A 25,762-nucleotide genomic window follows, 5' to 3' on the forward strand; every position below is an offset into this window, starting at 1 on the left:
TCCTTGACGCAGATCAATAATCCGGGCGCTTCCCGAAAAAGGGAGGGCCACGCCCTGAAGAGATGGCGTGGCCCGGAGGGATCGCGGAAGGAGGTCCGCGATGTGACCTCCACTAGACACAGCAAACATAGCAGAGCTCGGCCCTGCTCTGTTTGAGCCAGGTCAAACGATCCGCGATCTTGCTGCCTTTAGGGGCCACCGCCACCAGGCAAGCCTCAGCCGCGAGACAAAAAAAGAGGCCGCACCTTCAAAGGTACGGCCGGAGTTTACTGGGGCGGGATGTGCGCATTTACATCCCGCTGGACAGTCATGCTTCTAACGGCTGGTTGGCTTCTGGTCCTTGAGGCAGATCAAACTGACGATCGAATTGCCAATTTTTTGCGCGTCCTCCTGTTCGCTTGCAGGATTCGTCGTCTTGCTGGTCCGTGCGGAGACACGGGAATGGATCACCGCGCGAGGGGTACCGTAAAGGCCAAGCAATGGATTGTGGTCGTGCGTCGTCATTGTGATCTCCTCTATTGACCGCCGCCCAGCGAATGGACGAATACCGTGAGTTCCTTGACGGCAGTGTCACCCAGTCGGCCCGCCCATGCCGGCATCACGCCGTGCCTGGGTGCCATAACCTGACGGACAATGGCATCTTCGCCGCTTCCTTTGAGCCAGATCGCGTCCGCGAGATTCGGGGCTCCCATCTCAAGTTTGCCCTTGGCATCTTCCCCGTGACATGCAGCACAATTATCGAGGAAGATCTGCTTGCCAGCCTCCGCGCCGGACGCGTCGGAAGGCGTGTTCGTCAGGCTCCATACATAGGCCGCAACCTGCTTGGTCTGTACAGGATCCAGCATATCACGGAATGCCGGCATTTCGGACACGTGGGTGTCGGCGTCCGCTTCGTAGCGCACGCCATGGGCGATGGTTGCATGAATTGAATCGAGGTCTCCGCCCCAGAGCCAGTCGTCGTCGTTGAGGTTGGGAAATCCCGGTCCGCCGCTTGCGCCGGATCCATGGCAGGGAGCACAGTTGACCTTGAATGCCGAGGCGCCGCCCGCGATCGCGAATTCGCGAAGCGAAGGATCGGCATCGATCTCCTGAACCGTCTTTGCCGCGATCATGTCGTGGAACTTCGTCTGCGCGACCTTTGCCTGATCAAGATCCTGCTGAAGCTCCGCGCGGCTGGAAAATCCCAGATAGCCTTTCGTCGCCGAGGTGATCATCGGAATGGCAGGATAGGCGACAGCGTATGCGACCGCCCAAAGGATCGTGACATAGAATGTCCACACCCACCATCTCGGCATCGGATTGTTGAGTTCGCGGATGCCGTCCCATTCGTGTCCGGTCGTTTCGACGCCACTGATTTCATCAATATGTTTTTCCGACATCTCAATCGTCCTTTAGGGGAATGCTGGCAGCATCCTTCGCAGTCCGGCCGCTGCCAGGACGAAGGGTGAAGATCACGGCCCCAACGAAGAACGCTGCCATCGCCAGGAGGCCCCAACTGTCGGCGAAGTGCCGCATAGCGGTATAGGTTTCCATCAGTTCACCTCATCGATAACCGGTGGCGTCGTCGTAGGTCGAGAAGTCGACGAGCGTGCCAAGCATCTGCAGATAAGCCACAAGGGCGTCCATTTCGGTCAGCTTCGACGGATCGCCGTCGAAGTCGCCAACCTTCGCCTTCGGATATCTTTCGAGGAGTGCCGTGGTATCGCCGTTCGGGTCGGCCTGGACTTTCATGTCGGCTTCGGCGTTGGCGAGCATGTCCTGCGTGTAGGGTACGCCGACATCCTCGTTTGCCTTGAGGTCCATGCCGACGTCCTTCACCGTGACCTCCTGCTCCTTCAGGAAGGAGTAGCTCGGCATGATCGATTCCGGCACGACCGCTCGCGGATTTGCGAGGTGCTGGACGTGCCATTCGTTCGAATAGCGGCCGCCAACGCGGGCAAGGTCCGGACCGGTGCGCTTCGAGCCCCACTGGAACGGGTGGTCGTACATGGATTCCGCAGCGAGCGAATAGTGGCCATATCGTTCGACTTCGTCGCGGAATGGCCGGATCATCTGGCTGTGGCAAAGGTAGCAGCCTTCGCGGATGTAGATGTTGCGACCCGCAAGCTCGAGCGGTGTGTAGGGGCGCATCCCTTCAACCTTCTCGATTGTGTTCTGCAGGTAAAACAGTGGTGCGATCTCGACGATGCCGCCGATGCTGACCACGAGGAGCGAGCCGACGAGAAGAAGCGTCGCGTTCTTCTCGAGGATCTGATGTTTGTCCAGTATCGATGCCATGTTTCACCTCACTCGGCAGGCTGTGCCTGGGGCACGTAGGCGGTGGGAATTGCTGCTTCGTTTCGCAGGTGGCCGCGGATGGTCATGTAGATATTCCAGGCCATCACCAGACCGCCAGCCAGATAGAGAGCACCTCCGGCGACACGCAGGACATAGTAGGGGAACATTGCTGCGACGGTTTCGGCGAACGAATACACCAGGAAGCCCTGCGAATTGTACTCACGCCACATCAGACCCTGCTGGATGCCGGCGACCCAAAGGACGGCCGCGTAGACGACAATGCCAAGGGTCGCGAGCCAGAAGTGCCAGTTGACCATGCGCAGGCTGTAAAGCCGCTCGCGGCCCCAGAGCTTTGGCGTCAGATAGTAGACCGCGCCGAACGTGATCATCCCAACCCATCCAAGCGCGCCCGAATGGACGTGACCGATGGTCCATTCCGTGTAGTGGCTGAGCGAATTGACTGTCTTCACCGACATCATCGGCCCCTCGAAGGTCGACATGCCATAGAAGGCGATTGCAACGATCATCATGCGGATGATCGGATCTGTCCGGATCTTGTCCCAAGCGCCCGACAGGGTCATGAGGCCGTTGATCATGCCACCCCAGGAAGGCATCCAGAGCATGACCGAAAACACCATGCCGAGTGTCTGTGCCCAGTCGGGAAGTGCCGTGTAGTGCAGGTGATGCGGTCCAGCCCAGATGTACATGAAGATCAGGGCCCAGAAGTGGATGATCGACAAGCGATACGAATAGATCGGACGGTTTGCCTGCTTTGGAACAAAGTAATACATCATCCCGAGGAAGCCGGCGGTAAGGAAGAAGCCCACGGCGTTGTGTCCGTACCACCACTGGGTCAGTGCGTCCTGCACGCCTGAGAACGCGGAATAGCTCTTCGAGCCGAGGAACGACGCCGGAACAGCGAGGTTGTTCACGACGTGGAGCATCGCGATCGTCACGATAAAGCCGAGATAGAACCAGTTCGCCACATAGATATGTGGTTCCTTGCGCCTCAGGATCGTCCCCAGGTAAACCACGAGATACGCCACCCAGACGATCGTCAGCCAGATGTCCACATACCATTCCGGTTCTGCGTATTCGCGTGCCTGGGTGATGCCCAGGACGTATCCGGTCGCGGCCATGACGATGAAGAGCTGGTAGCCCCAGAAGACGAACCAGGGCAGGCTTCCTCCGAAGAGCCGCGCCTGACAGGTGCGCTGAACAACATAGAACGACGTCATGATGAGGGCGTTACCGCCGAACGCGAAAATGACCGCCGAGGTGTGTACAGGACGAAGCCGCCCGAAGTTCAGATACGGCGCGATGTTCAGATCCGGGAACGCCAATTGCGCGGCGACAACGACGCCGACGAGAAAACCGACCACTCCCCAGAAGACAGTGGCGATAAGCCCATACCGGATGACCTCGTCGAAATAGCCCGAGGTGTCCGGCTTGGCAATTCGTGCCGCAGGAGAGAAGTCGATCCTCCTGATCAGGAGCACGGTGCCCGCCAATAAGCAGAAGGACAGGATGCTCATATGGACAGCAAAAAGATGGTCATGCGCGAATGCGGCGGCCAGCAGTGCCAGAAATGCTGCAACCGCGACCGCCATCGTTTCCGTAGAGTAGTTCATGGTGTCGTCCCCAGTGCGCAGACGACCGCTCCGCGACCGCCTTTCTCGTACTTTCGGGAACGACTGTCATGGCGGGGACCCATGCTCCTTGATCTATGTCAACGAAGCACGACTTTGCTGCCGACCAGGCGCTGCTGTTACAGACTGTTACAAAGTCGCACCAACTCTCACAGTCCGATCATTTCCGTGTGACAGGACCAACGTCTTATGCCCTCACATCAACGAGGGGCACGAACATGCTGATGCAGGGCAACACCGCTTTCGAAAACGTAGAGGCCACAAGCAAGTTGAGCTGTGACCAGCCGCTGGCATCGGTATTTCAGATGTCGGCCACCGAGACGGTCGAGGCAGGCGAGGCGATCTGCTGGGAGGGAGATGCCGCCAAGCACCTCTTCCAGATTGTGGAAGGCGTCGTCCGGCTCCACCGCATTATCGGTGAAGGCCGCCGGGTCATTACAGCATTCCAGTTCGCTGGCGACGTGGTCGGCGCTTTCCTGCAAGGCGACCTCCTGTTCACCGCCGAGGCTGTTACAGACTGTAAGATCCGTCGGGTTTCGCGCAAAACCTTCCACGATGAGGTTTCGCGCTCGGACGCCTTGAGACCAGCCTACATCAACCTGCTCTGCAAGGAGACGGCTGCCGCCCACGACCAGATGGTGCTTCTCTCCAAGAAGAACGCCGAGGAACGCCTTTGCAGCTTCATCTTGAAGCTGGCGTTACGCAGCGAGTCGCAACTCAAGAAGGGTCTCCTGCGCCTCCCCATGAACCGGCAGGACATCGCCGACTATCTCGGTCTCACGATCGAAACCGTCTCGCGGACCATCTCGAAGCTCGCCGCCAAGAATATCGTCATCCCGGAAGGCAGGCATGACCTCAGGATCGTCAGTCAATCCCGCCTCGCCCAGCTGTCCGGCAATTCTGATGATTTTTCGGAGAAGACCTGTCATAGGGGTAGCGTTCATTGATGTCTTGAAAGAGCCGACATGCCCCATCGATTGATAGCGCCACGCACCGCATCGCCCCACGAGCTGGATGCGCTCGTGCACGTGCTGGACGGGGCCGACATCATCGTGCATCGCCTTGAAGGTACGATCACCCACTGGTCGATCGGTTGCGAAAGCATGTACGGATGGGCGCGGGAGGAAGCCGTCGGAGAAAGTGTCGACGAGCTGCTCGACACCCGGTTCCCTGAACCCGTGGAAGATATAAGGACGCATCTCAAGTCGCGCGGTTTCTGGCAAGGCGAGGTCGTTCACCGCCACAAGAGCGGCTATTACATCAACGTCGCGACCCGCTGCGTCCTGGTCAACCTTCCCGACGGCGATCCGGCGGTCATCCAGGCCAACAGCGACGTGAGCGCGCTGCGCAAGGCCGAAGAGGTCGTGCGATCGCGAGAGGCCCACCTGACTTCGATCCTGGATACCGTTCCCGATGCAATGATCGTCATCGACCAGAAGGGTATCGTTCTTTCATTCAGCAAGGCCGCTGAGACGCTGTTCGGAATGGCCGCGGAGGATATCTGCGGTCGCAATGTCAGCAATCTCATGCCAAACCCCTACCGTGACGCACATGACGGCTACATCGACCGATATCTCCACACCGGCGAGAAGCGCATCATTGGTTACGGACGGGTCGTCACCGGCCGGCGCGCCGACGGCTCGCAGTTTCCCATGGAGCTTCATGTCGGGGAAGCGACCGCCGATGGCGAGCGCATCTTCACAGGTTTCGTGCGCGATCTGACCAGCCGCTTCAAGATCGAGGAAGATCTGCGCCAGGCGCAGAAGATGGAAGCCGTTGGCCAGTTGACCGGAGGTCTCGCACACGACTTCAACAACCTTCTGACCGTCATCAGTGGAAATCTGGAAATGATCGAGGACAAGCTGCCGCCAGGGCCGCTACGCGACATTCTGCGGGAGGCGCAGGATGCGGCGGCCGACGGCGCCAAGCTGACCGGGCAGTTGCTGGCGTTTGGCAGACGCCAGCCCCTCAGCCCCAAACAGGCAGACCTCGGCCAACTCGTCACCGGCTTCTCTGATCTCCTTCGCAGAACGTTGGGCGAAAACATCAAGCTGTCCACGGTCCTCTCCGGGTCCGACTTCAATGTGCTGGTCGACAGCTCCCAGCTTCAGAACGCCATCCTCAACATCGCCCTCAATGCGCGGGACGCAATGCCCAAGGGCGGAAGCCTGACAACAGAAATCTCGCGCACTCACCTGGATGCCGACTATGCGAAGATGTATCCGGAGGTGCGAAGCGGCAATTTCGTGCTCATTGCCATGACCGACACGGGTGACGGCATGACGGATGACGTGAAGAAACGGGCCATCGAACCGTTCTTCACCACCAAGGAGGTGGGCTCCGGAACAGGCCTTGGACTGAGCATGGTCTACGGCTTTGTCAAACAGTCCGGCGGGCATCTTCAGATTTACAGCGAGGTCGGACGGGGCACCACGATCCGGATCTACCTGCCCGCAATAAGCGGCGCCAGGCCGGACGCCGGAAGCCAGGATCGGGGCACGGTCGAAAGCGCCCTGCCGCGCGGAACCGAGCGGATCCTGGTCGTCGAAGACGATTCGCGGGTGAGACGGGTGGCGTTGGCGAGGCTTGCCGACATGGGGTACCAGGTGCTCGAAGCCGAGAACGGACGCCGCGCGCTTGAACTGCTCTATGAGAACGATGACGTCGCGCTGCTGTTCACGGACATCGTGATGCCAGGCGGGATGACCGGAGACGAGCTCGCCAGAGAGGTTCGCGACCTCAGGCCCGACATCGCCATTCTTTTCACATCCGGGTACTCGGAGCCGGCACTGGCGACGAACGAAGTCATTCCCGGCGCTGAATGGCTGCGCAAACCGTACACGGCCCGCGATCTCGCCTTCAAGGTTCGAGACATGCTGGATAAGGCTCAGCAGCAGAGCCTATCGTAGCCGGTTTTCACACTATTAGCCGAATCTGTCGTCTTGCCTCGAGAGGGCTGGAAGACTGGCCTTCCTCAGGCGTCGAGCCGGCGGGTTGGCCGACGGGCTGGCGAGTGATGTGGCCTCAATGAATTGCTCCGATATCGTGATCTCGAACGAAGTGAACGCGGCCAAGGCGGTCGTCGAGCACGAGACCCGCCCTTCCAGTCTCTTCGTCTTATCACCGGTCGACTGCGCGGTTCATCATCGGTGCGAATATGCAACCGATGTTGCCCAAATTTGACGAGCGTCAAAGAAGACAGCAACCGCATGCCCTAGAACCGTTCCCGAGGCCAACGTGTCGGCCCCGTAGAATAGGAGATAAGCAATGCGTTTGAAATTCGGCCTGATCGCTGCGACGGTAGCCCTTGTCGCCTCGGCAGCACCGCTCATGGCAGCAGAGCATCAGGTGCAAATGCTCAACAAGGGCACCGACGGCGCAATGGTGTTCGAACCGGGCTTCATCAAGATCGCTCCCGGCGACACCGTCACCTTCGTGCCCACCGACAAGAGCCACAATGTCGAGACGTTCAAGGGTCTCATTCCTGATGGCGCGGCTGAGTTCAAATCCAAGGCGAACGAACAGTTTCAGACCAAGTTCGACGTTCCGGGCGCTTACGTTATCAAGTGCACGCCGCATGCCGGCATGGGCATGGTGGCACTGATCCAGGTCGGCGACAAGCCGGCAAACCTGGATGCGATCAAGGCCGCGAAGGTACCGAACATGGTACGCAAGCGTCTCGATGCCGACCTCGCGCAAGTTACCCAATAACCCCCAAACTGCAGGGGCTGGCGCACTGCGCCAGTCCGCGCAGGGAGACCACTTTCATGATCAGACAGGTAGCAGCAACCCTCCTACTGAGCGTCTTCGCGGTGGGAGCCGCACACGCACATGCAACGCTTGAACAGGGTCAAGGTATCTCTGGCAAAGCCTACAAGGCAGTGGTCCGGATTGGCCACGGTTGCGAGGGAAAGCCCACCCTCAAGGTTCGCGTAAAAGTCCCCGAGGGGTTGCTGTCAGCCAAGCCGATGCCGAAGGCGGGCTGGACCGTCGAGAAGATAAAGGGAAGCTACGAAAAGAGCTATGATCTGTACGGCAAGCCGGTGAAGGAAGGTCTCACCGAGATCATCTGGAGCGGTGGAAATCTCGCCGACGACGAATATGACGAGTTCGTGTTCCGCGGGACGGTGGCCAAGGAACTGCCGCTCGGCACACGGGTCTACGTCCCGATCGTGCAGGAATGTGCCGACGGAGCGTCCGAACGCTGGATCGAGATTCCCGCGGCGGGCAAGTCGTCCGACGACTACGAGAAGCCGGCTCCCTATTTCGACGTTGTGGAACAGCCGCGCTCCTGATCCAAGGTGATCGCCCATGTGGCTTAGAAATCGAAACTGGGCGACACGTCTATCATTCAAAAATGCGGCTTGCGCACTGCTTGTGGCAGGCATGGGCTTACTTGTGCCTTCCGGCGCATATGCCCATGCCGTCTTGTTGAACGCCTCACCTGCCAATAACGCTGTCGTGGAAGCAGCGCCAGCCAATGTCCAGCTTCGGTTCAGCGAACCGGTCAGCGTTGTCCGGGCAAGCATCAAGATCGGCGCAGGAAACTCGATCGACCTTCCCGCAACATCAGGCTCCGAAGTCGACCTGGCGATCCCGCGATCGATCTCGAGCGGCACCGCCATTGTCAGTTATCGCGTGGTTTCCGAGGATGGACATCCGGTCGGGGGCTCGATCGTATTTCACGTCGGCGCACCGTCTGCCATTTCCGCACCGGCTGTTGCCGACACCTCCGTGCTGATACAGGGTGCGATATGGTCGATACACATCGTCTCGATCCTATACCTCGCCGTCGTGATCGGCGGAACGCTCTTCAATCGGTGGCTTTATCCGGCGATGTCGCTCACAAGGCGACCTGATCTTGTCATCGTTTTGGGCGTCCTTCTCTTCTCGTCGGGTGTCTATCTGCAGGGGTTGGACGAAATGGGCCTCGGCCTGGCCTTCGCCGGCCTGGAGCCGCTGCTTGTCGCCTCCAGGAGCGGCGCTGCGATCGCAGCAGGCATGGCGTTAGTCGCGGTTCTTCTTGTTTCGATACCCGTCTGTCGAGCCAGCCCCGCCTACCTTCCGCTTGCTGTTCTTGCGATGTCTGCGGCCTCAGCGTCCTTCGCCTTCACAGGTCACTGCAACGTCGTAGCGACACCCTGGCTCGCCCGGGCATGCATTGTTCTTCATGGCGCGACGCTCCTCTTCTGGATCGGTAGCCTGCCTCCCCTTTGGCGGTTAAGTCGAACGGGGCCCACGGATCCGCTTGCGGGTTTCTCGCGTGTCATTCCACTGCCGTTCTTCGTGCTGTTGATGGCAGGCGCGGCGCTCGCGTGGCTTGAGCTGCCCGGTGTCCAGACCATTCCGCTGTCGCTTTACGGCCGGCTGCTCGTGCTGAAGGTGGCCCTGGTTGGAATTCTCTGCGTTCTCGCAATATACAATCGATTCTGGCTGACGAGGCCGGCTGCTGCAGGAGACCGGACGGCTCGCCGAAAGCTCCGCCGATCAATCGCCGCTGAAGTTGCGCTTGCTGTTGCAATCGTAGCCACGGCGTCACTCTGGCGCTTCGCCGGGCCGGATCAACTGCAATATGCCGCAAGGCCGCAGGCTTTCTCCATTCATCTTCATTCCGGTGAAGTCATGGCTCAGCTGAAACTTGTGCCCGACCTGGCCGCCGGCACGGCGAAGGCGGAGGTTGACTTCCTGACTCCGGACTTCGATCCGATCGATCCGCAGGGCGCAACGCTGCGTGCGTGGAATCCAGACGCCGGCGTGGAGCCGATCAAGTACGATCTCAGGAAATCGTCCAAAGGTGGATGGGAGGCAAGCGGCCTGCCAACATTCGGTCCGACCGGTTGGAAGGTCGACATCGAAGTGCTGATCGACGACTTCACCATGACGCATCTCGAAGGCGAGCTGCAGCTGTAACAGGCCGTCACTGCGAACGGATCGAAATGAATGAACATCCGGAAGGTGTCCATCCCAATGCGACATGCCCGGACGACGTTAGACTAGTTTCTTTCGCAAGTTAGTGTCTCCGGTCTGATTTGTGTCCAAGCTGAAATCCAAGGAATCCCAATTTTGCAGGAGCCAGAAGGCCCGCAACGATCCAATCCTGTGGCTTGTCACATCCTGCCGCCGTGTTACGCGGTTGTTACGTCAGCTTTTACCGTAACGTACTTCCAATATTCGTCCGCCGCCGTAGCCTTTGACCCGCGAAATGTTGGGACATGCAAAACGCACGGAGAACGAAATGACCTCCTCAGACGGCAACGGCATCAGCAGAGCGGATTTTCTTCGAGGTATGGCGTCTGCCGGCCTCGCCGTCACGCTGGTCGGGAAATCCGCCCAGGCGAGTGCGCAGGATGCACCCCCCATTCCTAAAAGCGGAAGCGCCGCCAAGCCAGCAACCAAGGCGACCCTCGACTACAACGCACTCTATCGCAACGGCCTTCCGTTCGATGACGTACAGGACTTCAAGGACGCGCATCGCGGCCTGCTGGCGGCTTTGCCGGATCCCGCCATTATCAAGAACGCCGAGGGGACGCCGGTCTGGGACCTCAGCGTCTATGATTTCCTTGGCACGTCCGAAACCGACGACGCTCCGGATACCGTCAATCCCAGCCTGTGGCGCATGGCCAAGCTGAACATGATCCATGGCCTCTTCGAGGTGGTCGACGGCATCTATCAGGCCCGCGGTTATGACCTGTCGGTCATGAGCATCATCCGAACCGACACGGGCTATATCGTCATCGATCCGCTGGTCAGCTCCGAAACCGCCCGCGCAGTATGGAAAGAACTCGTCATCCCCAAGCTTGGCGACAAGCCTATCGTCGCGGTGATCTACACCCACAGTCACGTCGATCATTACGGTGGTGTGCGCGGTCTCGTAAACCAGGCCGACATTGACGCGGGCAAGGTCAAGATCGTCGCACCAGAGGACTTCACGAAGGCCGCGGTCGGCGAGAACATCATCGCCGGCAACGCCATGAGCCGCCGCGCCAGCTACATGTACGGCAACCTTTTGCCGCGCGGCCCCCAGGGCCAAGTCGACGGTGGTCTTGGCAAGACGACGTCGACCGGCGAGATCGGGCTGGCGCTGCCGACCGACTGGGCAACCGAGACGGGACAGAAGATCACCATCGACGGTGTCGAGCTACAGGTGCTGATGGCACCGGAATCCGAAGCGCCTTCCGAGTTCATGTTCTACATCCCGAAATACAAGGCTTTCTGCGCTGCCGAAGACGCCTGCCACACGCTGCACAATCTCTACACGCTGCGTGGCGCGAAAGTTCGCGACGGTCTGTTGTGGTCGAAATACCTGCAGCAGTCGATCGACATGTTCGGCGACGAGACCGAGGTCCTCTTCACCTCCCACCATTGGCCGACATGGGGCAACGACAAGGTCATCGCCCACCTGAAGAGCCAGCGCGACATGTTCCGGTTCATCCATGACCAGGTCATGCGGATGGCCAACAGCGGCATGACGCCAAAGGAGATCGGCGAAGTCATCCGCCTTCCTCAGGAACTGGCGACGACATGGGCCTGCAGAAGCTATTACGGCACGGTCTATCACGACGCGGTTGCCCAATATAACCTTCGGCTTGGCTTCTTCGACGGCGTTCCAGCAACCCTTCACCAGCTTCCGCCGACCGAAGCCGGCAAGCGCTATGTCGACTTCATGGGCGGCGCCGACAACGTGCTGCGACAGGCAAAGGAGTCCTTCGAGCAGGGCGATTACCGCTGGGTCGCCGAAGTCGTGAACCACGTGGTCTTTGCCGATGCCAACAACGTTGCAGCCAAGCAGCTCCTGGCGGATACCTACGAGCAGTTGGGCTATCAGTCGGAATCCGGCCCATGGCGCAACTTCTACCTGACGGGCGCAAGCGAGCTTCGCCAGGGTGTGACCGAACTGCCGGTTCCGAACACGGCGAGCCCGGATACCATCAAGGCGATGCCGATCGACATGTTCTTCGACTTCCTCGGAGTGAGGCTGAACGGTGACCGGGCGGCGGGCAAGTCGATCGAGATCAACATGGAGCTGACCGACACGAACGAAAAGTATGTCGTCGGCGTCGAGAACTCCGCCATCCACTACTCCAAGGACAAGAGCGCGCCGAGCGCGGATGTGTCGATCACGACGACCCGCGAGGCATTGAACGACGTGATGCTCGGCACCTCGACCATGGAGAAGCAGGTGGTCGAGGGCAAGGCGAAGCTTACAGGCGATCCGAAGAAGCTGTCGGAGTTTGTCGGCCTGCTCGACAACTTCGAGTTCTGGTTCCCCATCGTCACGGCTTGAGCCAGAAGGAGGCCCTGTTCGATGTGCACCATTTGCTCATTGACGATCGAGTTTGCCGTCGAGCATCCGCAGTCACTGGCAGTTGCAGTAGCAACACGGCAAGCGATCGATGCGGGCCTCCTGCCCGAACGTGATCCTGGAGTGGAAATCGACATGGCACGATCGCGTCATGACGCGATCGTGCAGCTCACCACCATGCAGCAGCGTCTGGAGCAAGTTCTGTCGACGTCACGGCTGCTGGCGCTGCCCGATTTCTATGTCCTGATGATCGAGAGCAGGACATGGGGCTATTTCAGCCCGACGCGTGACGGCTTCGACGTCAAGGCCAACCCCTCCGCGCCAAGGCTCGAGCCTGACGAAGACGGCATCCGCGATTGCGTCGTCGTCATGTCACAGGCGGCGGCCGCAGCGATCAGCAGCGGGCGCATGCCGTTCGACACCGCGATGACCGAAGGAGTTGCAATAATAGACGCGCCGCGTCCGTCGGCGTCCGTCATTCGTTCGGCCTTCACAACATCCTATCCTTTCAGCAAATTCAGCGATTTTGTCTGCACGGAAGTCGCGTGAAGCAATCGAGTGGCGGAAATCCAACAGTCCGAAGTTCCACGTAGTCCGTCTCCAAATTGCACCGAAGATGGCAGGTGGAATTTGGGTTTGTCCAATGTGCGGCACATCGCGTATTCCGGCGTCCTATGCAACGTTACCTTTTACCGTAACGTACTTCCGCCTCCGGATTAATGCGTGTCCTCTCTACAGGTCGCCGGATTACCAACCCGTAGAGGTTTCCAATGTCTGCCATGCGTATCGTCGCTCTTTCGTCTTTGCTGGCTGCAACCATGCTCGCCGCCGCAACGAATGCGATTGCCCGGTCTGCCGACAATGACGAGCTTCTTACGCTTCCGACAAGCAAGGAGAACATTGAGGCCGGTCTGGAGGCCGATGCCTATCAGACGGGACTGTCCGCCTACATCTGGGGCTATCCTCTCGTTCGTATGGAGCGCGTTGCCCGGCAATACAGCGACGTGCCGGACCCGAAGCCGGCGACCAGCTACCGTGCGCCCGTCAATCAGATCGGATGGGCAACGCTGCTTGCGACACCCGATGCGAAGGACATGCCGACCGCAAACAATGACACGCTCTATCTGAGTGCGGTTGTCGATCTCTCCAAGGAGCCGTTCATCCTGCACGTGCCCGACACGAACGACCGCTACTACGTGGTCGATGTCTTCGACATGTGGCAGAACCTCGCGCACTATATTGGCCGCAGGACGACCGGAACGAAAGCTGGCGACTATGCAATCGTGCCGCCGGGATGGAAAGGCAAACTTCCAAAGGGCGTGACGCGCCTGGACGTCAGCACCGACAAGGTCTGGCTCTGGGGCCGCCTGCGCGTGAACCAGGGTGAGGCCATGGAGCCTTTGGTCAAGCTGCAGCAGCAGTTTACGCTTCGCCCGCTGAGTGAATGGAAAAACGCCAAATACGTCGCCACCGCGGCCAAGCTTCCGGACATGCCGGACACCGGTTCGGATCCTCTGGGCTTCTACAAGCAACTGGCTTTCGCGCTGAAGTCCAATGCAGTGCCGCCGCAGGACAAGGCGTTGTTCGGGCAATTTGCCCGCTTCGGACTGACCAAGGACGGTTTTGATGACTCAAAACTGACGCAGCCACAACGCGACGCTCTGGTTCGCGCGCTGAAGGACGGACCAAAGGTGGCGGTCTCGGCGCTGTCGAGTTCCGGTACGGAACGCAATGGCTGGAGTTGGGTACGCGGTCTCGACGATTTCGGTTACACGTACCCGCTGCGCGCGCTGGTGGCCGGACCCTATCTCGGTGGTCAGGGCGAAAAGGAAGCGATGTATCCTCTGCGCTCCACGGATTCCAGGGGCGACCAGCTTGAAGGCAGCAAGAAATACGTCATTCACTTCAACAAGGCGCCGCCGGTGAGCGCCTTCTGGTCGCTCACGGTCTACAACGCCGCCGACAAGATGCTCGTCGATAATCCGATCCAGCGCTACAAGCTCGGCACCGATACCAAGGGCCTGAAGGTCAATGCCGACGGCAGTTTCGATGTACCGCTGCAGTCGACGAAGCCCGATGGTGAGTTCGCCGCCAACTGGCTGCCGGCACCATCCGGCCCCTTCTACATGATCCTTCGTCTCTACCAGCCCAAGGATGAAGTGCTTTCGGGCAAGTATGACCTTCCTCAAGTTGAACCGGTTCAGTGAGAGGAGATGTCCGATGCAAGGCAATATTCCTGGCGTGCAATGGTTCCTCAACCGGCGTGATCTTTTGAAACAGGGTGTGGCAACCGTTTCGGTCGCCACACTGGCCACGGCGATGACTGCCCTGACGGTACCGACGGCTGCCTTGGCTCAGGATGGGCAGGATCCGCTTGGCGGGCAGCCCGCGAAGGGAGCGACACCATCGATCAAGGACTTCGACTACCAGATCAAGTACCAGCGCGCCTTCGAGGCGGTGCTCTGGAACATGCCAGCGATTGCGATCTATTCGCTGCGCCGCGCGGCCTTCACCGGTCTCGGCATGAAGGACAATGACATCATTTCGTATTCGGCGGTTGCGACGCCAAAACTCGAAGCCATCACGGCCAACAGCACGACACCATACATCGCCGCCTACACAGACTTGCGGAAAGGACCCGTCGTTCTGGAATTGCCTGCCTCCGGACCGGACGGCAGCCTTTACGGACAGGTCGTCGACGCATGGCAGTTCACGATCGCCGATGTCGGCCCATCCGGGCTCGATCAGGGCAAGGGCGGAAAACTCCTGTTCACGCCACCAGGCTATTCGGAAGCCGTTCCGGATGGATATATCCATGTGGCGTCACCGAACTATCGCATTGCCTTTGCCTTCCGCTCCGTGCCTGCGCCTGGCAAAACGGCAGCAGACGCACACACTTATGCCCAACGCTTGCGGATGTATTATCTCGGTGAGGCCGGCAATCCGGCTCAGCAGAAATTCGTCGATCCGATCGCTCAGCGCTATCCGACATTGCCGTTCTACGACGGACGCCACTTCGAGGACATGCACGCCATCATGAGCGTGGAGCCTGTCAGAGAGCACGACAAGGTAATGATGGGGATGCTGAAATCCCTTGGCATCGAGAAGGGCAAACCATTCTCTCCGGACGAGTCCGCGAAGCGAGCCATGAACCAGGCGGTGATCGATGTCTGGTACTATCTTCAGGACTGGTACGACCATACGCCTGACGCGATGCGCTTTTGGCCCGATCGGCACTACGTTTCCCTGCTGCAGGCGGACGAGAACAAGACCTTCTCGTTCACCTACGACGACTACATCGACCTCATCCCGCGTGCCGCGGAGTTTTTCTGGTGCACCTATATGCCGAGGGTTTTGAGCGATGCACCGGCCACCCAGTATATGATGGCCATGGCCGACAAGGACGGGCGGCTGCTGGAGGCGGGAAAACTCTACAAACTCGACATTCCCGCCGAAATGCCTGTGAAGCAATTCTGGGCAATCACCGTCTATGACCGTGCCACCATGTCCTTCATCTACAGTGATCTCGATCGCACGACCCTATCGTCATATGAGCTCGACAAGATGAAGAAGAACGCTGACGGCGGCGTCAGTATCTATGTCGGCCCCAAGGCGCCGGACGGTTTGGAAGCCAACTGGATACCCACATCAGGGAAGCGACCGCTGCCGGCAGTGCGCTTCTACGGCCCGACGGACGCCTTCAACAACAAGACGTTCAAGCTTGAGGATTTCGAGCTCGTATCCTGATCCATATCAGCCGAAGGGAACGAGACCGCTTTTACAGGAATGCCGCTCGTTCCATCCATTCCATGTCGAGGTTCAGGACGCCGCAAGCAAGACTGGCCGCCCGAGCACGTTATTCAAAGTGAGGCAGACACAATGGCACGCTCGAAATTCGAAAAGCAGGGATTGGTTTCTCTCGCAAGCGTTATCGCTGCGCTGATAACGCTCGCTCATCCCACACCCGCAGCCGCACAAAGCGTCCAGTCGGGTCCTCCTGCTGTTTCTGTGCTGCCCTATCCCGATCCCCAGTTCAAGGGAACGATCGGACGAACGACCACGGATTCAAAATCGGACTTTCCGCAACCGGTTTCGGCGCCGAAGGGTGCTCCGAATGTTCTGCTCATCATGACCGACGACGTCGGCTTCGGCGCGTCGAGCACCTTCGGCGGTCCTATCGCCACCCCCACGCTCGAAGCACTGGCCGCGAGCGGCGTCAAGTATAACGAATTCAACACCACGGCACTCTGCTCCCCAACGCGGGCCGCATTGCTGACGGGCCGCGATCAGCACAATGTGCACACTGGCATCATCATGGAGCGTAGCCTCGGCTACCCTGGTTATGACTCGCTGATGCCGAAGAGTGCGGGTACGGTCGCAGAAATTCTGCGTGGAAACGGCTACAGCACGGCCTGGTTCGGCAAGAACCATAACGTGCCTGCCTGGCAGAGCAGCGCCGTCGGACCATTCGATCTCTGGCCGACGGGACTGGGCTTTGACTATTTCTACGGCTTTATCGGCGGGGATGTGAACCAGTGGGATCCGACCCTTTTCGAAAACACCACGCCGATCGAGCCGAAGGAGAAGCTGACCGGCGCGGCAAAGGTCAATTACCACCTGGATTCAGATCTCGCCGATCAGGCCGTCCATTGGCTGCAGCAACAGAACTCGCTGGCGCCGGACAAACCATTCTTCGCCTACTACGTTCCCGGGGCAACGCACGCGCCTCACCATGTGCCGAAGGAATGGATCGACAAATACAAGGGACGATTCGACCAGGGCTGGGACAAGCTTCGTGAAGAGACGTTCGAGCGTCAGAAGAAACTCGGGGTCATTCCGCAAGGTGCGATGCTGACGCCACGACCCGCCAATCTGCCGGCGTGGGATTCGCTTGATGCCAGGCAAAAGGAACTCTTCTCGCGCATGGCCGAGATCTATGCCGCCTATCTTGCCTATGATGACTATAATATCGGCCGCGTGATCGACGAAGTGAAGAAGGAAGGAAAGCTCGACAACACGCTCGTCATCTTCATCGAAGGTGACAACGGCGGCAGCGCCGAAGGCAGCCTTCAGGGCACGGCCAACGAGATCGGTGTCATCGGCAATGGCGCGAAGGAAAGCTTCGACTATCTCTATTCGATCAAGGACGAACTCGGCGGGCCGCTGCACTATAATCATATGCCTGTCGCCTGGTCGTGGGCGTTCGGTACGCCGTTCCAATGGACGAAGCGCTACGCATCGCATTTCGGGGGAACCCGAAACGGGATGGTGATGAGCTGGCCAGCCCGCATCAAGGACGCCGGCGGTCTGAGACAACAGTTCCATTATGTGACCGACATCATGCCGACGATCCTGCAGGCGACGGGTGTCCAGGCACCGGATTCGATCAATGGAGTAAAGCAGCTGCCAATCGACGGCATCTCGATGGCCTACACCTGGGACGATGCCAAGGCCGCCTCGCAACGCAGGACGCAGTTGTTCGAGATGTTCGGCAATCGGGGCATCTATCATGACGGCTGGATGGCTTCCACGACGCCGCTCGTCTTTGCCTGGGAGCCGGAACCGAAAGGGGTGACGGAGGCAAGCTTCAACTGGGAACTCTACCATATCGACGAGGACTTCAGCCAGGCCAAGGACCTCGCCTCGGCCATGCCGGACAAGCTGGACGAGATGAAGGAGCTTTGGTGGGCGGAAGCAGGACGGAATAATGCCTTGCCGCTGAATTTCAGTCCGCAGGCGACGGTCGAAGCCATGTTCCAGAGGCCGAGCCTGACAAGAGGCAGGAGCCATTTCGTCTATCATCAAGGGACTTTGCGCATTCCGGAGGGAACCGCACCAACTGTCAAAAACACGTCCTTTGCTATTACCTCGAAGCTTTCGGTGCCTGCCAACGGAGGCGAAGGCGTGATTGTCACCCAAGGCGGCCGCTTTGCCGGCTGGGGCTTGTTGATGGTCGATGGAAAGCCGGTCTGGGTCTACAAGAACAGCCAGCAGCCGAGCGACGGGATCCGGATCTCCGGTGCAGACAAACTCGCACCAGGGGACCATACCATCGTGCTCGATTTCGCCTACGATGGGAAAAAGGGTGAAGTCGGCAAAGGAGGAACCTATGTCCTCACGGTCGATGGCAAGCAAGTCGCCCAGGCCAAGATCGACCACACCATTCCCTTCATCTACTCCGTCGACGAAACCCTCGACATTGGTCAGGATAGCGGCACCCCAATCCTCGATGAGTATTCCGACCGCATGCCCTTCGCGTATGACGGCAAGATTGACGAAGTCGTTCTCGATCTCAAGGGCGACACGGCCTCGAGCGCGGTTTCGCCGGGAGATCCAGATCCTTAACGATCGCCGATCGAAGTGACTTGTCCGCTGCCCACATGAAATCAAGAACAGTCTATCCGAGATTGCCAGAGGCTTGGCATTGATAGCTTACGAGCGATGTACCCAAATGGAAGCTTTGCGCCAAAGCGGCTAGAATGCTGATGGTCATCAGAGTCGGCCGCAGCATTTGTGCCGGTTCAGGTTGCAAATGCCATTTCGAAACGAGGGTTGGTTGCCACCATGAGAGCTCTGAAGCACTCTGTAATCCTCCTTATGCTGCTGGCGGGATCGACGATCGTCGCCAATGCGCAGGATTCCAGCACGGACCTCGCCAAGAAGCTCAGCAATCCGATTGCGTCGCTGATCAGCGTGCCCTTCCAGTTGAACTACGACAGTGGCTACGGTCCTGTCGACGGGCACAAGGCGGTTCTCAACATCCAGCCGGTCATTCCATTTGATCTGAACGACGACTGGAACGTCATCTCGCGCACCATCGTTCCCGTCACCTGGCAGGACGATATCGCTCAAGACAGTGGAACCCAGTTCGGCCTCGGAGATACGCTGCAGAGCTTCTTCTTTTCACCCAAGCAGCCCTCGCCCGGAGGACTCATCTGGGGCGTCGGTCCCGCTATCCTTATCCCGACCGCCACAGAGCCGTTGCTCGGTGGCGAGAAGCTCGGGCTCGGGCCGACAGGTGTCGTCTTGAAACAGGACGGCCCGTGGACCTACGGAACGCTGGCAAACCACATCTGGTCCGTAGCAGGCGATGGTAGCCGAGCTGATATCAGCTCGACTTTCCTGCAGCCGTTCATTTCTTACACGACACAGGACGCCTGGACCTTCGCACTGAACACGGAGAGCACCTACGATTGGGAAAGCAACCAGTGGAGCGTTCCGATCAACGTCTCGGTATCGAAGCTCGTCACATTCGACAAACAGCCCGTCAGCTTTCAGCTCGGCGCGCGTTACTGGGCAGAATCGCCCGAAGGCGGTCCACAGGGATGGGGCGTTCGCGCCGCAATGACATTCCTGTTTCCCAAGTGACCCCTCAACGCTCTGCAGCGTGCGGCGCTGCAGATTGCTGTCCACGTCGTCCTTCAGTTGGGTCCAACGCAGATTTGTTACGCTGCTTTTTACGGTAACGTACTTACGCTGCAACGGTTTTTCTGTTGGCTTGTCTCCTCGATCGGGTTGCCCAGCTGATCGCGCGTCGGTTGCGGCTCATCCTTGAAGGAGACTTATCGATGGCAGCGTATGGCGAGACAGGTGTCAATACCTTCGTCGTCAACCGCAACGGCATCGTCTATCAGGCCGATCTCGGAGCGGGCACAGACAAGATCGCGTGCGCCATGAAGCAGTTCAATCCTGGCGACCGCTGGTCGGTCACCGAGGACTGAAGCATGGCGAAGACGAAGCCTGCACCGCCAACTGTCGATAAATTCGATCGACCACCGGATCGGTTGGAATTCCTTGCGTCGCACGGCGGACCATTCTTCGAGCTACAGCGGCGGCTCAATCTCGTTCACGAGAGAAACCTTCATACCGGTCGTCGAATCCTTCTGTTCGTCACCATCGCCTGGGCCGTTCCGCTCCTTCTGACCCTCCCTACACTGGCTTCGGAGACGCCGACACTGAAGGCCTATCTTACCGACCCCGGTCCATGGGCGCGTTTCTTCGTTGGCATTGCCGCGTTCTTGGCCGCCGAGCAGGCGGTCGAAGCGGGCTTGCGGCGCAAGCTTGGACAATTCCTCCGCGCACCTTTGATCACACCGAGCTCCCAGGGCGCTGCACTGGTTGCATTGAACACGGCGCTCGGTCGACGCGATTCAGTGCTTGCGGAGCTAGGGTGCCTGGCGCTCGCAGTCGTCTCCGCAGTTCTTGCCTTTGCCACGTTCAAGCAGCTCCCGTCGACAAGTTGGGCGGCGACGATGACGGGAGATGCTCATCGCCTGACAATGGCGGGCTGGTGGTGCGTGTTCATCAGCATACCGCTCTTCATCTTTCTCCTGGCCCGCGGCATCTGGCGACACCTGGTCTGGGCTGAAATGTTGCGTAGCATCGCGCGCCTCGACTTAAGACTGGTGTCGACCCATCCGGACGGCAAAGGCGGACTTGCCTTTCTCGGGGAATATCCGAACGCCTACGTTCTCTTCGTCTTCGGATCAGCTGCGGCATGGCGGCTGCGGTCGCCAAACACCAGATGCAGGCCGATCTGTCAGCCACAACACTCACGACCATCATGGCCGCCTGGCTTTTGGTCGTCCTCGCCTTCTTCGCCTATCCGCTCTCCGCCTTCTCGAAACCGCTCACGCAGTTGAAGGACAAGACACTTTTGACCCTCTCGGCGCGAGCGACGACCCAGCAGCGGGCCGCAGAGCGCAAGTCGATCGGAGCGAACGTCGTTGCACCAGATGCCAACGAAGCGGAACAGGCAATCGAGCCCGTCGATCTTACGAAGCAATACGAGCAGACGCGCAAGCTGTCCTCGATGCTCGTCAACCGCAACACATTGCTGCCGGTCGCCGCTGCAGCGCTCCTGCCGTTTGCAATAGCCGGCGCGACCAAGCTGCCCTACAAGGAGGTCTTCTCGGTACTCAAGAAGCTTCTGCTCATATGAGCGTCACAGGTCCCTCCCAAGGGCGCGGGAAGCTGGGCTGGCTTCCCGCAGGTCCTGCCAATAAAATCGTCCTGAGGTGGTATTAAGCACAGTGGACGAACCAAGCGCATCAACCACCGAAGCCTTCGGACGCGGCGTACCTGCGCGTGAAATTATCATATTTTTCAAGGCTCTTTACACTGTTGCCGGAGAACCACATGAGCTCCAAATTGCGACGCTTCAGCCATGCCTAATCAATTGACAGCTTGAAAAACGCAACCGAAACTTGAGTCTCGGCTGACTACTTGGGGGTAATCGATGATCGATCCGGGGTACGCACGCAAGGTTCGCGGTCCATTTCGGAGCGAGTGCCTGACGAACGGAGACTGCAGAACCGCACCGGTCAGAGCATTGATTTTCCCCAGGGCGACTTCAAAGTCGCTGCGGTATCTTCTGCTCCAATCTTCGGTGGCGTCGATCGCCCTCCTGGCGATTGGCGGGACGCGCGCGGAAGCGGCCTGTGTCGAAACTGCGCCGGGATCAGGGGTCTTCGACTGTTCGGGAACCGGTCCGGGACCAACCTTCACAGGGCAGTCCGTCACCATCAATGCCGACCCGACCGCCAGCTTCACGAGCGACGTTGTGGTCACGGGCCCGGGCACAAGCACGCTCAACAACAACGGAACGCTGACCAACGGGTTGGTCGCTACGGACAACGACCGCTTCACACTCAACAACCAGGGCCTGATAGACGGCAACATCCTTCTGCAGGGCACTGGCACGAATATCATTCTCAACCTTGGTGCAGGCACGGTCCAAAACGGTGTGACGAGCACCGGCACATCGAACGACACGGTCATCAACAACGGCTATTTTGCGGGATCGATCAGCCTTGGGGCGGGCAACGACATCCTCGGCCTCGTTGCCGGCACCGTCCAGACGACGGTCGACATGGGCGATGGCAACGACACCTTCACCTGGCTGATTGGCAACGTCGCAGCCACGGTGCAGATGGGCAATGGCGACGATGTCGCGAACTTCGGCTTCCTCTCACAGGCGAATCTGACCGCGGGCAAAATCATCGACGGTGGGCTCGGCAACGACACGCTGAATTGGGAGCGCACGACCAACGACGATGGCAGCCAGAGTGGCGACGCACCGTCCAGCCTCATCAACTGGGAAGCCATCAACATCATCAACCAGTCCAAGCTGACGTTCATCTATACGACAAGCGTGCTGACGCTTGGCGATACGGTGACAGGAACCGGCACGATCTCGGTCGACGCCACCAGCCGCATCGAGGCCGGAAACTCGTATGGCTATGCGATCGTGCCGTCCGACTCATCGCTGCTCGTGACAGTCAACAATGCCGGCATCATCGACATGACGAACGACGTTCCGGGTGCAGGCACCTCGTTGCATGACACTTTCAGGATCCTTGGCAACTACGTCGGCCAGAGCGGACAGCTCTTCCTTCACACCTATCTCGACACGGACAACTCACCGTCGGACAAGCTGGTCATCGATACCGGGCAGGCAAGCGGCTCGACGAGTATCCTCGTTACCAACGTCGACGGCCAGGGCGCGCTGACAAACGGCAACGGTATCCAGGTCGTCGACGCCATCAATGGAGGCACGACGACGACGAGTGCCTTTACACTCGGAGGCCCGGTCGCCGCCGGCCCGTTCGAGTACTTCCTCTATCGCGGCGGCGTTTCCCAGGCTGTTGACACCGACAACGACTGGTTCCTGCGCAACACGATCTCGCCGCCGCCACCACCACCTCCACCACCACCACCTCCACCACCTCCACCTCCACCTCCACCTCCTCCGCCGCCTCCACCGCCGCCTCCACCGCCGCCGCCGCCACCGCCACCTTTGCCGCCGCCTCCGCCGCCACCACCTTCGCCGCCACCACCTTCGCCGCCTCCACCGCCGATTCCAAACATTCGGCCGGAGGTACCGGGGCAAGTGATCGCACCGCTGGTTGCACAGCGCATGGGGCTCATGACGATGGGGACCTTCCATCAGCGACGCGGCGACCAGTCATTCCTGACAGGCGTCGGTGCCCTGGTCTATTCTGGGCCAGGTGCACAGGGAGATGCGTCGGAGGGTGACGGCGACGGGCCACCGCCCGGCGTCTGGGGCCGTATCTTCGGCGCCAACAGCGATCTTGGCACCAACGCGACACTCAGCATTGCGGGTTATGACGTCGGGCCGCAGTTCGACGGGAACTACTGGGGCATTCAGGTCGGAAGCGATCTCTACGAGATCGAACACGACAATGGCCACACGGAACGCTTCGGCCTTTTCTACACCCATGCAAACACGGACGGAGACATTAGCGGCAACATCTTCGGTCAGGTCAATCTGTCGGCCGGCACGTTGGACCTCTCCGAAGACAGCGTGGCCGCCTATTGGACGCACCTTTCGCCAGAAGGCTGGTATATCGACGTCATCGCCAAGTACGGTTGGCTCAACGGAACGAGCCGGTCGAACCGCGGCATCGCATCCGACGTCGACGGGACCAGTTTCGCGATGTCAGCGGAAACGGGTCTGCCCTTCGTGATCGCCGAGGGTTGGACGATCGAACCGCAGGCACAGATCATCTGGCAACGCATCGACTTCGACGATACCAGTGACCGGTTCTCGAAGATAACCAACGAGGCTTTCGATTCCTTCACGGGACGCATCGGTGCTCGCGTGCAGTACAGTTCGGGGCCGGCCTATGGCCATTTCGGTCTGAACCTCTGGCACGGCTTCTCAGCCGACCAGACAGTGACGTTCAATACGTTTCCATTGGTCACCCAGACGGAAGGAACATGGCTGGAGGTCAATCTTGGTGGTGCATATGAGATCAGCGAGAACGTGTCGGCCTTCGGCGACCTCAGTTACTCCTTCGATGTCGACGGTGCGAAGAACAACATGTTCGGCGGGCAAGTCGGATTGAGGTTCAAGTGGTAGGAGAGTTGCCGGACGGCAGACATCGTGACAAAGATCGCCGTGTACACTCAAGCGGCGACGTCATCCAATGAAATCACTGACCGCCTACGTCATCGACGGCCACGATGTCCGCATTCGCCCCGCACCTGTCGAACGCGACTGGATGGACAGCACCGACGAGCGTTTCGCCTATCGGTGCCTGCCCCTCAACATCGCTAACGCGCATGGCTGGGAACTCCTTTGCACGACGCCGTTTTCGGCCGTTTGGGATGGACGCAAGGGAAAGGATGCCATTCGCATCAAATCCCGCTCGGGGACAACTGCTCCCGCCATCAGCCATTTCGGTGATGGCGTCCTGACGTTCCACGTGCCTTGCCTCTTCCGGACGGAGTCTGGGGTCGATCTTTTCGTCACTGGCCCAATCAACCGGCCCAAGGATGCCATCGCGCCGCTATCAGGCGTCATCGAGACAGACTGGTCTCCCTATACCTTCACGATGAACTGGAAGTTCACCCGGCCGTTCCAGAAGGTGTATTTCGAAGCGGACGAACCCTACTGCCACCTGTTTCCACTCGAGCGAGGAAGTCTCGAGGAGATTGCCCCGGACATCCGCAATCTGTCGGAAAATCCGGATCTGGCGAGGGAATATGACCAGTGGACGAAAAGCCGCAACACCTTCAATACAGCCTTAACCGAACCCGATTCGAAGGCGTCTCAGGACAAATGGCAGAAGACTTACTTCCGGGGATCGACTCCTAGTGGCGCACCGGGGCCGAGCGATCACAAGAGCAGGTTAAGGTTGAAGGCTTTCTCGAAAACCAGCTGATGTTGGAATCGAAGTTGCCGTGATTAGAAAAGACGCGATGGCGAGCACCTGATGACAGAACCAACGTCATCATGGGCCCTATTCGTCCTTTTCGTCCTCGACGCCTTTCTTGAAGGCGCGAATACCCTGCGCCACGTCTCCCATCAGTTCCGGGATCTTTCCACGGCCAAATAGAAGCAGCACGATTGCAAGTACTATGAGCCAATGCCACGCGCTGAACGAACCCATTATTGAACTCCTGCCGCCGCACTGTTGATCGGGAGGCTTCCGCGCGGCTTCGAAAGCTGAATTACTCTATCGACCTGCCCGCAGGGCATCATTGGCCTTGAGCAAAGAGAGGCGCTTTGGAACGATGCTGCCAGAGCCCTCAGTGTTCCTTGTTTGCGTAGACGGAGCGCTTGGTCAGGTAGATCAGTCCGGAGAAGATGACCAGGAAGACCATGACCATGAAGCCGGTGCGCTTGCGCTCCTCGAGATGCGGCTCGGCGGCCCACATCAGGAAGGAGGAGACGTCCTTGGCGTACTGGTCGACCGTCGCCGGCGAGCCGTCGTCATAGGTCACCTGGCCGTCGGAGAGCGGCTTTGGCATGGCGAGCGCGGCAGCACCGGCGAAGTACGGGTTGTAGTGCGTGCCCTCGGCCACCTGGACGCCGGCCGGCGGCTGCTGGTCGTAACCGGTCAGCAGCGAGTAGATGTAGTCCGGACCGCCTTCCTGATAGCCGCCGACGAACGGGATCATGTCGATCAGGAACTGCGGGAAGCCGCGCTCGATGCCGCGCGCCTTGGCGATCAGCGAGAAGTCCGGCGGCGCCGCACCATTGTTGGCGGCAGCCGCCGCCTCGTGG

21 protein-coding genes and 1 pseudogene are annotated in these 25,762 nt (G+C 59.3%); 15 read left to right on the plus strand and 7 right to left on the minus strand.

Features of this window, described 5'->3' with window-relative positions:
- Nucleotides 1-315 precede the first annotated feature (315 nt).
- The 5 genes from AF71_RS28640 to ccoN are packed head-to-tail and all read right to left on the minus strand — an operon-like array spanning nt 316 to nt 3,908.
- Nucleotides 316-504, minus strand: coding sequence for a hypothetical protein (locus AF71_RS28640; RefSeq protein ID WP_018860173.1), 189 nt, complete (start codon nt 502-504; stop codon nt 316-318).
- Nucleotides 505-515: 11 nt separating this feature from the next.
- The gene (gene ccoP, locus AF71_RS28645) at nt 516-1,379 is read right to left on the minus strand and encodes a cytochrome-c oxidase, cbb3-type subunit III (protein ID WP_169684064.1); all 864 of its coding nucleotides are present in this window, start codon (nt 1,377-1,379) and stop codon (nt 516-518) included.
- A 1-nt stretch (nt 1,380) separates the two neighbouring features.
- Entirely contained in the window at nt 1,381-1,533 is a 153-nt protein-coding gene (locus AF71_RS28650) for a cbb3-type cytochrome c oxidase subunit 3 (protein ID WP_018860175.1), read from the minus strand.
- Between the two features lie 9 nt (nt 1,534-1,542).
- Nucleotides 1,543-2,277, minus strand: coding sequence for a cytochrome-c oxidase, cbb3-type subunit II (gene ccoO, locus AF71_RS28655; protein ID WP_018860176.1), 735 nt, complete (start codon nt 2,275-2,277; stop codon nt 1,543-1,545).
- Nucleotides 2,278-2,285: 8 nt separating this feature from the next.
- Complete coding sequence (gene ccoN / locus AF71_RS28660) at nt 2,286-3,908, minus strand: cytochrome-c oxidase, cbb3-type subunit I (protein ID WP_025662553.1); 1,623 nt, start codon at nt 3,906-3,908, stop codon at nt 2,286-2,288.
- 236 nt (nt 3,909-4,144) lie between these two features.
- On the opposite strand from ccoN, the gene AF71_RS28665 reads away from it, so the two are divergent.
- The 15 genes and pseudogenes from AF71_RS28665 (at nt 4,145) to AF71_RS28735 (ending at nt 24,917) form a co-directional block, all read left to right on the plus strand.
- Nucleotides 4,145-4,873, plus strand: coding sequence for a helix-turn-helix domain-containing protein (locus AF71_RS28665; RefSeq protein WP_169684065.1), 729 nt, complete (start codon nt 4,145-4,147; stop codon nt 4,871-4,873).
- Between the two features lie 18 nt (nt 4,874-4,891).
- Nucleotides 4,892-6,835: a PAS domain S-box protein gene (locus tag AF71_RS28670; protein ID WP_169684067.1), complete on the plus strand. Its 1,944-nt coding sequence runs from the start codon at nt 4,892-4,894 to the stop codon at nt 6,833-6,835.
- A gap of 358 nt (nt 6,836-7,193) precedes the next feature.
- Complete coding sequence (locus tag AF71_RS28675; protein ID WP_169684068.1) at nt 7,194-7,637, plus strand: pseudoazurin; 444 nt, start codon at nt 7,194-7,196, stop codon at nt 7,635-7,637.
- Between the two features lie 56 nt (nt 7,638-7,693).
- Nucleotides 7,694-8,221: a DUF1775 domain-containing protein gene (locus AF71_RS28680; RefSeq protein WP_169684070.1), complete on the plus strand. Its 528-nt coding sequence runs from the start codon at nt 7,694-7,696 to the stop codon at nt 8,219-8,221.
- Nucleotides 8,222-8,312: 91 nt separating this feature from the next.
- Nucleotides 8,313-9,836, plus strand: a complete 1,524-nt coding sequence (locus AF71_RS28685) for a CopD family protein (RefSeq protein WP_169684072.1) — start codon at nt 8,313-8,315, stop codon at nt 9,834-9,836.
- A 325-nt stretch (nt 9,837-10,161) separates the two neighbouring features.
- Nucleotides 10,162-12,210, plus strand: coding sequence for an alkyl sulfatase dimerization domain-containing protein (locus AF71_RS28690; protein ID WP_246733860.1), 2,049 nt, complete (start codon nt 10,162-10,164; stop codon nt 12,208-12,210).
- A gap of 21 nt (nt 12,211-12,231) precedes the next feature.
- Nucleotides 12,232-12,777, plus strand: coding sequence for a hypothetical protein (locus tag AF71_RS28695; protein ID WP_169684073.1), 546 nt, complete (start codon nt 12,232-12,234; stop codon nt 12,775-12,777).
- A gap of 221 nt (nt 12,778-12,998) precedes the next feature.
- The gene (locus tag AF71_RS28700) at nt 12,999-14,435 is read left to right on the plus strand and encodes a DUF1254 domain-containing protein (protein WP_169684075.1); all 1,437 of its coding nucleotides are present in this window, start codon (nt 12,999-13,001) and stop codon (nt 14,433-14,435) included.
- Between the two features lie 13 nt (nt 14,436-14,448).
- Complete coding sequence (locus AF71_RS28705) at nt 14,449-15,975, plus strand: DUF1214 domain-containing protein (protein ID WP_210258419.1); 1,527 nt, start codon at nt 14,449-14,451, stop codon at nt 15,973-15,975.
- Between the two features lie 132 nt (nt 15,976-16,107).
- On the plus strand, nt 16,108-18,573 hold the full coding sequence (locus AF71_RS28710) for an arylsulfatase (RefSeq protein ID WP_169684077.1): 2,466 nt from the start codon (nt 16,108-16,110) through the stop codon (nt 18,571-18,573).
- A gap of 219 nt (nt 18,574-18,792) precedes the next feature.
- A complete protein-coding gene (locus tag AF71_RS28715) occupies nt 18,793-19,596 on the plus strand; it encodes a transporter (protein ID WP_169684078.1) in 804 nt (267 codons plus the stop codon).
- A 209-nt stretch (nt 19,597-19,805) separates the two neighbouring features.
- Nucleotides 19,806-19,949: pseudogene (locus AF71_RS28720) on the plus strand (DUF2950 family protein); the annotation flags it as partial.
- Nucleotides 19,950-20,725: 776 nt separating this feature from the next.
- Nucleotides 20,726-21,169: a hypothetical protein gene (locus tag AF71_RS28725; RefSeq protein WP_169684081.1), complete on the plus strand. Its 444-nt coding sequence runs from the start codon at nt 20,726-20,728 to the stop codon at nt 21,167-21,169.
- Nucleotides 21,170-21,616: 447 nt separating this feature from the next.
- Nucleotides 21,617-24,112, plus strand: coding sequence for an autotransporter outer membrane beta-barrel domain-containing protein (locus AF71_RS31970; RefSeq protein WP_169684083.1), 2,496 nt, complete (start codon nt 21,617-21,619; stop codon nt 24,110-24,112).
- 67 nt (nt 24,113-24,179) lie between these two features.
- Nucleotides 24,180-24,917 carry a DUF6065 family protein gene (locus AF71_RS28735; protein WP_169684085.1) on the plus strand — a complete coding sequence of 246 codons (738 nt, stop codon included), beginning with the start codon at nt 24,180-24,182 and terminating at the stop codon, nt 24,915-24,917.
- Nucleotides 24,918-24,995: 78 nt separating this feature from the next.
- Here the strand turns inward: AF71_RS28735 and AF71_RS28740 are convergent, their stop codons facing one another.
- Both AF71_RS28740 and AF71_RS28745 read right to left on the minus strand, forming a co-directional pair.
- A complete protein-coding gene (locus AF71_RS28740) occupies nt 24,996-25,145 on the minus strand; it encodes a twin-arginine translocase TatA/TatE family subunit (protein ID WP_018860191.1) in 150 nt (49 codons plus the stop codon).
- A 139-nt stretch (nt 25,146-25,284) separates the two neighbouring features.
- Nucleotides 25,285-25,762 (minus strand): cytochrome c1 (locus tag AF71_RS28745; RefSeq protein ID WP_246733831.1); only part of this gene is annotated, 478 nt, incomplete at its 5' end.

The sequence above is a fragment of the Rhizobium sp. 57MFTsu3.2 genome, assembly GCF_012932765.1.
Taxonomy (GTDB): Bacteria; Pseudomonadota; Alphaproteobacteria; order Rhizobiales; family Rhizobiaceae; genus Rhizobium; species Rhizobium altiplani.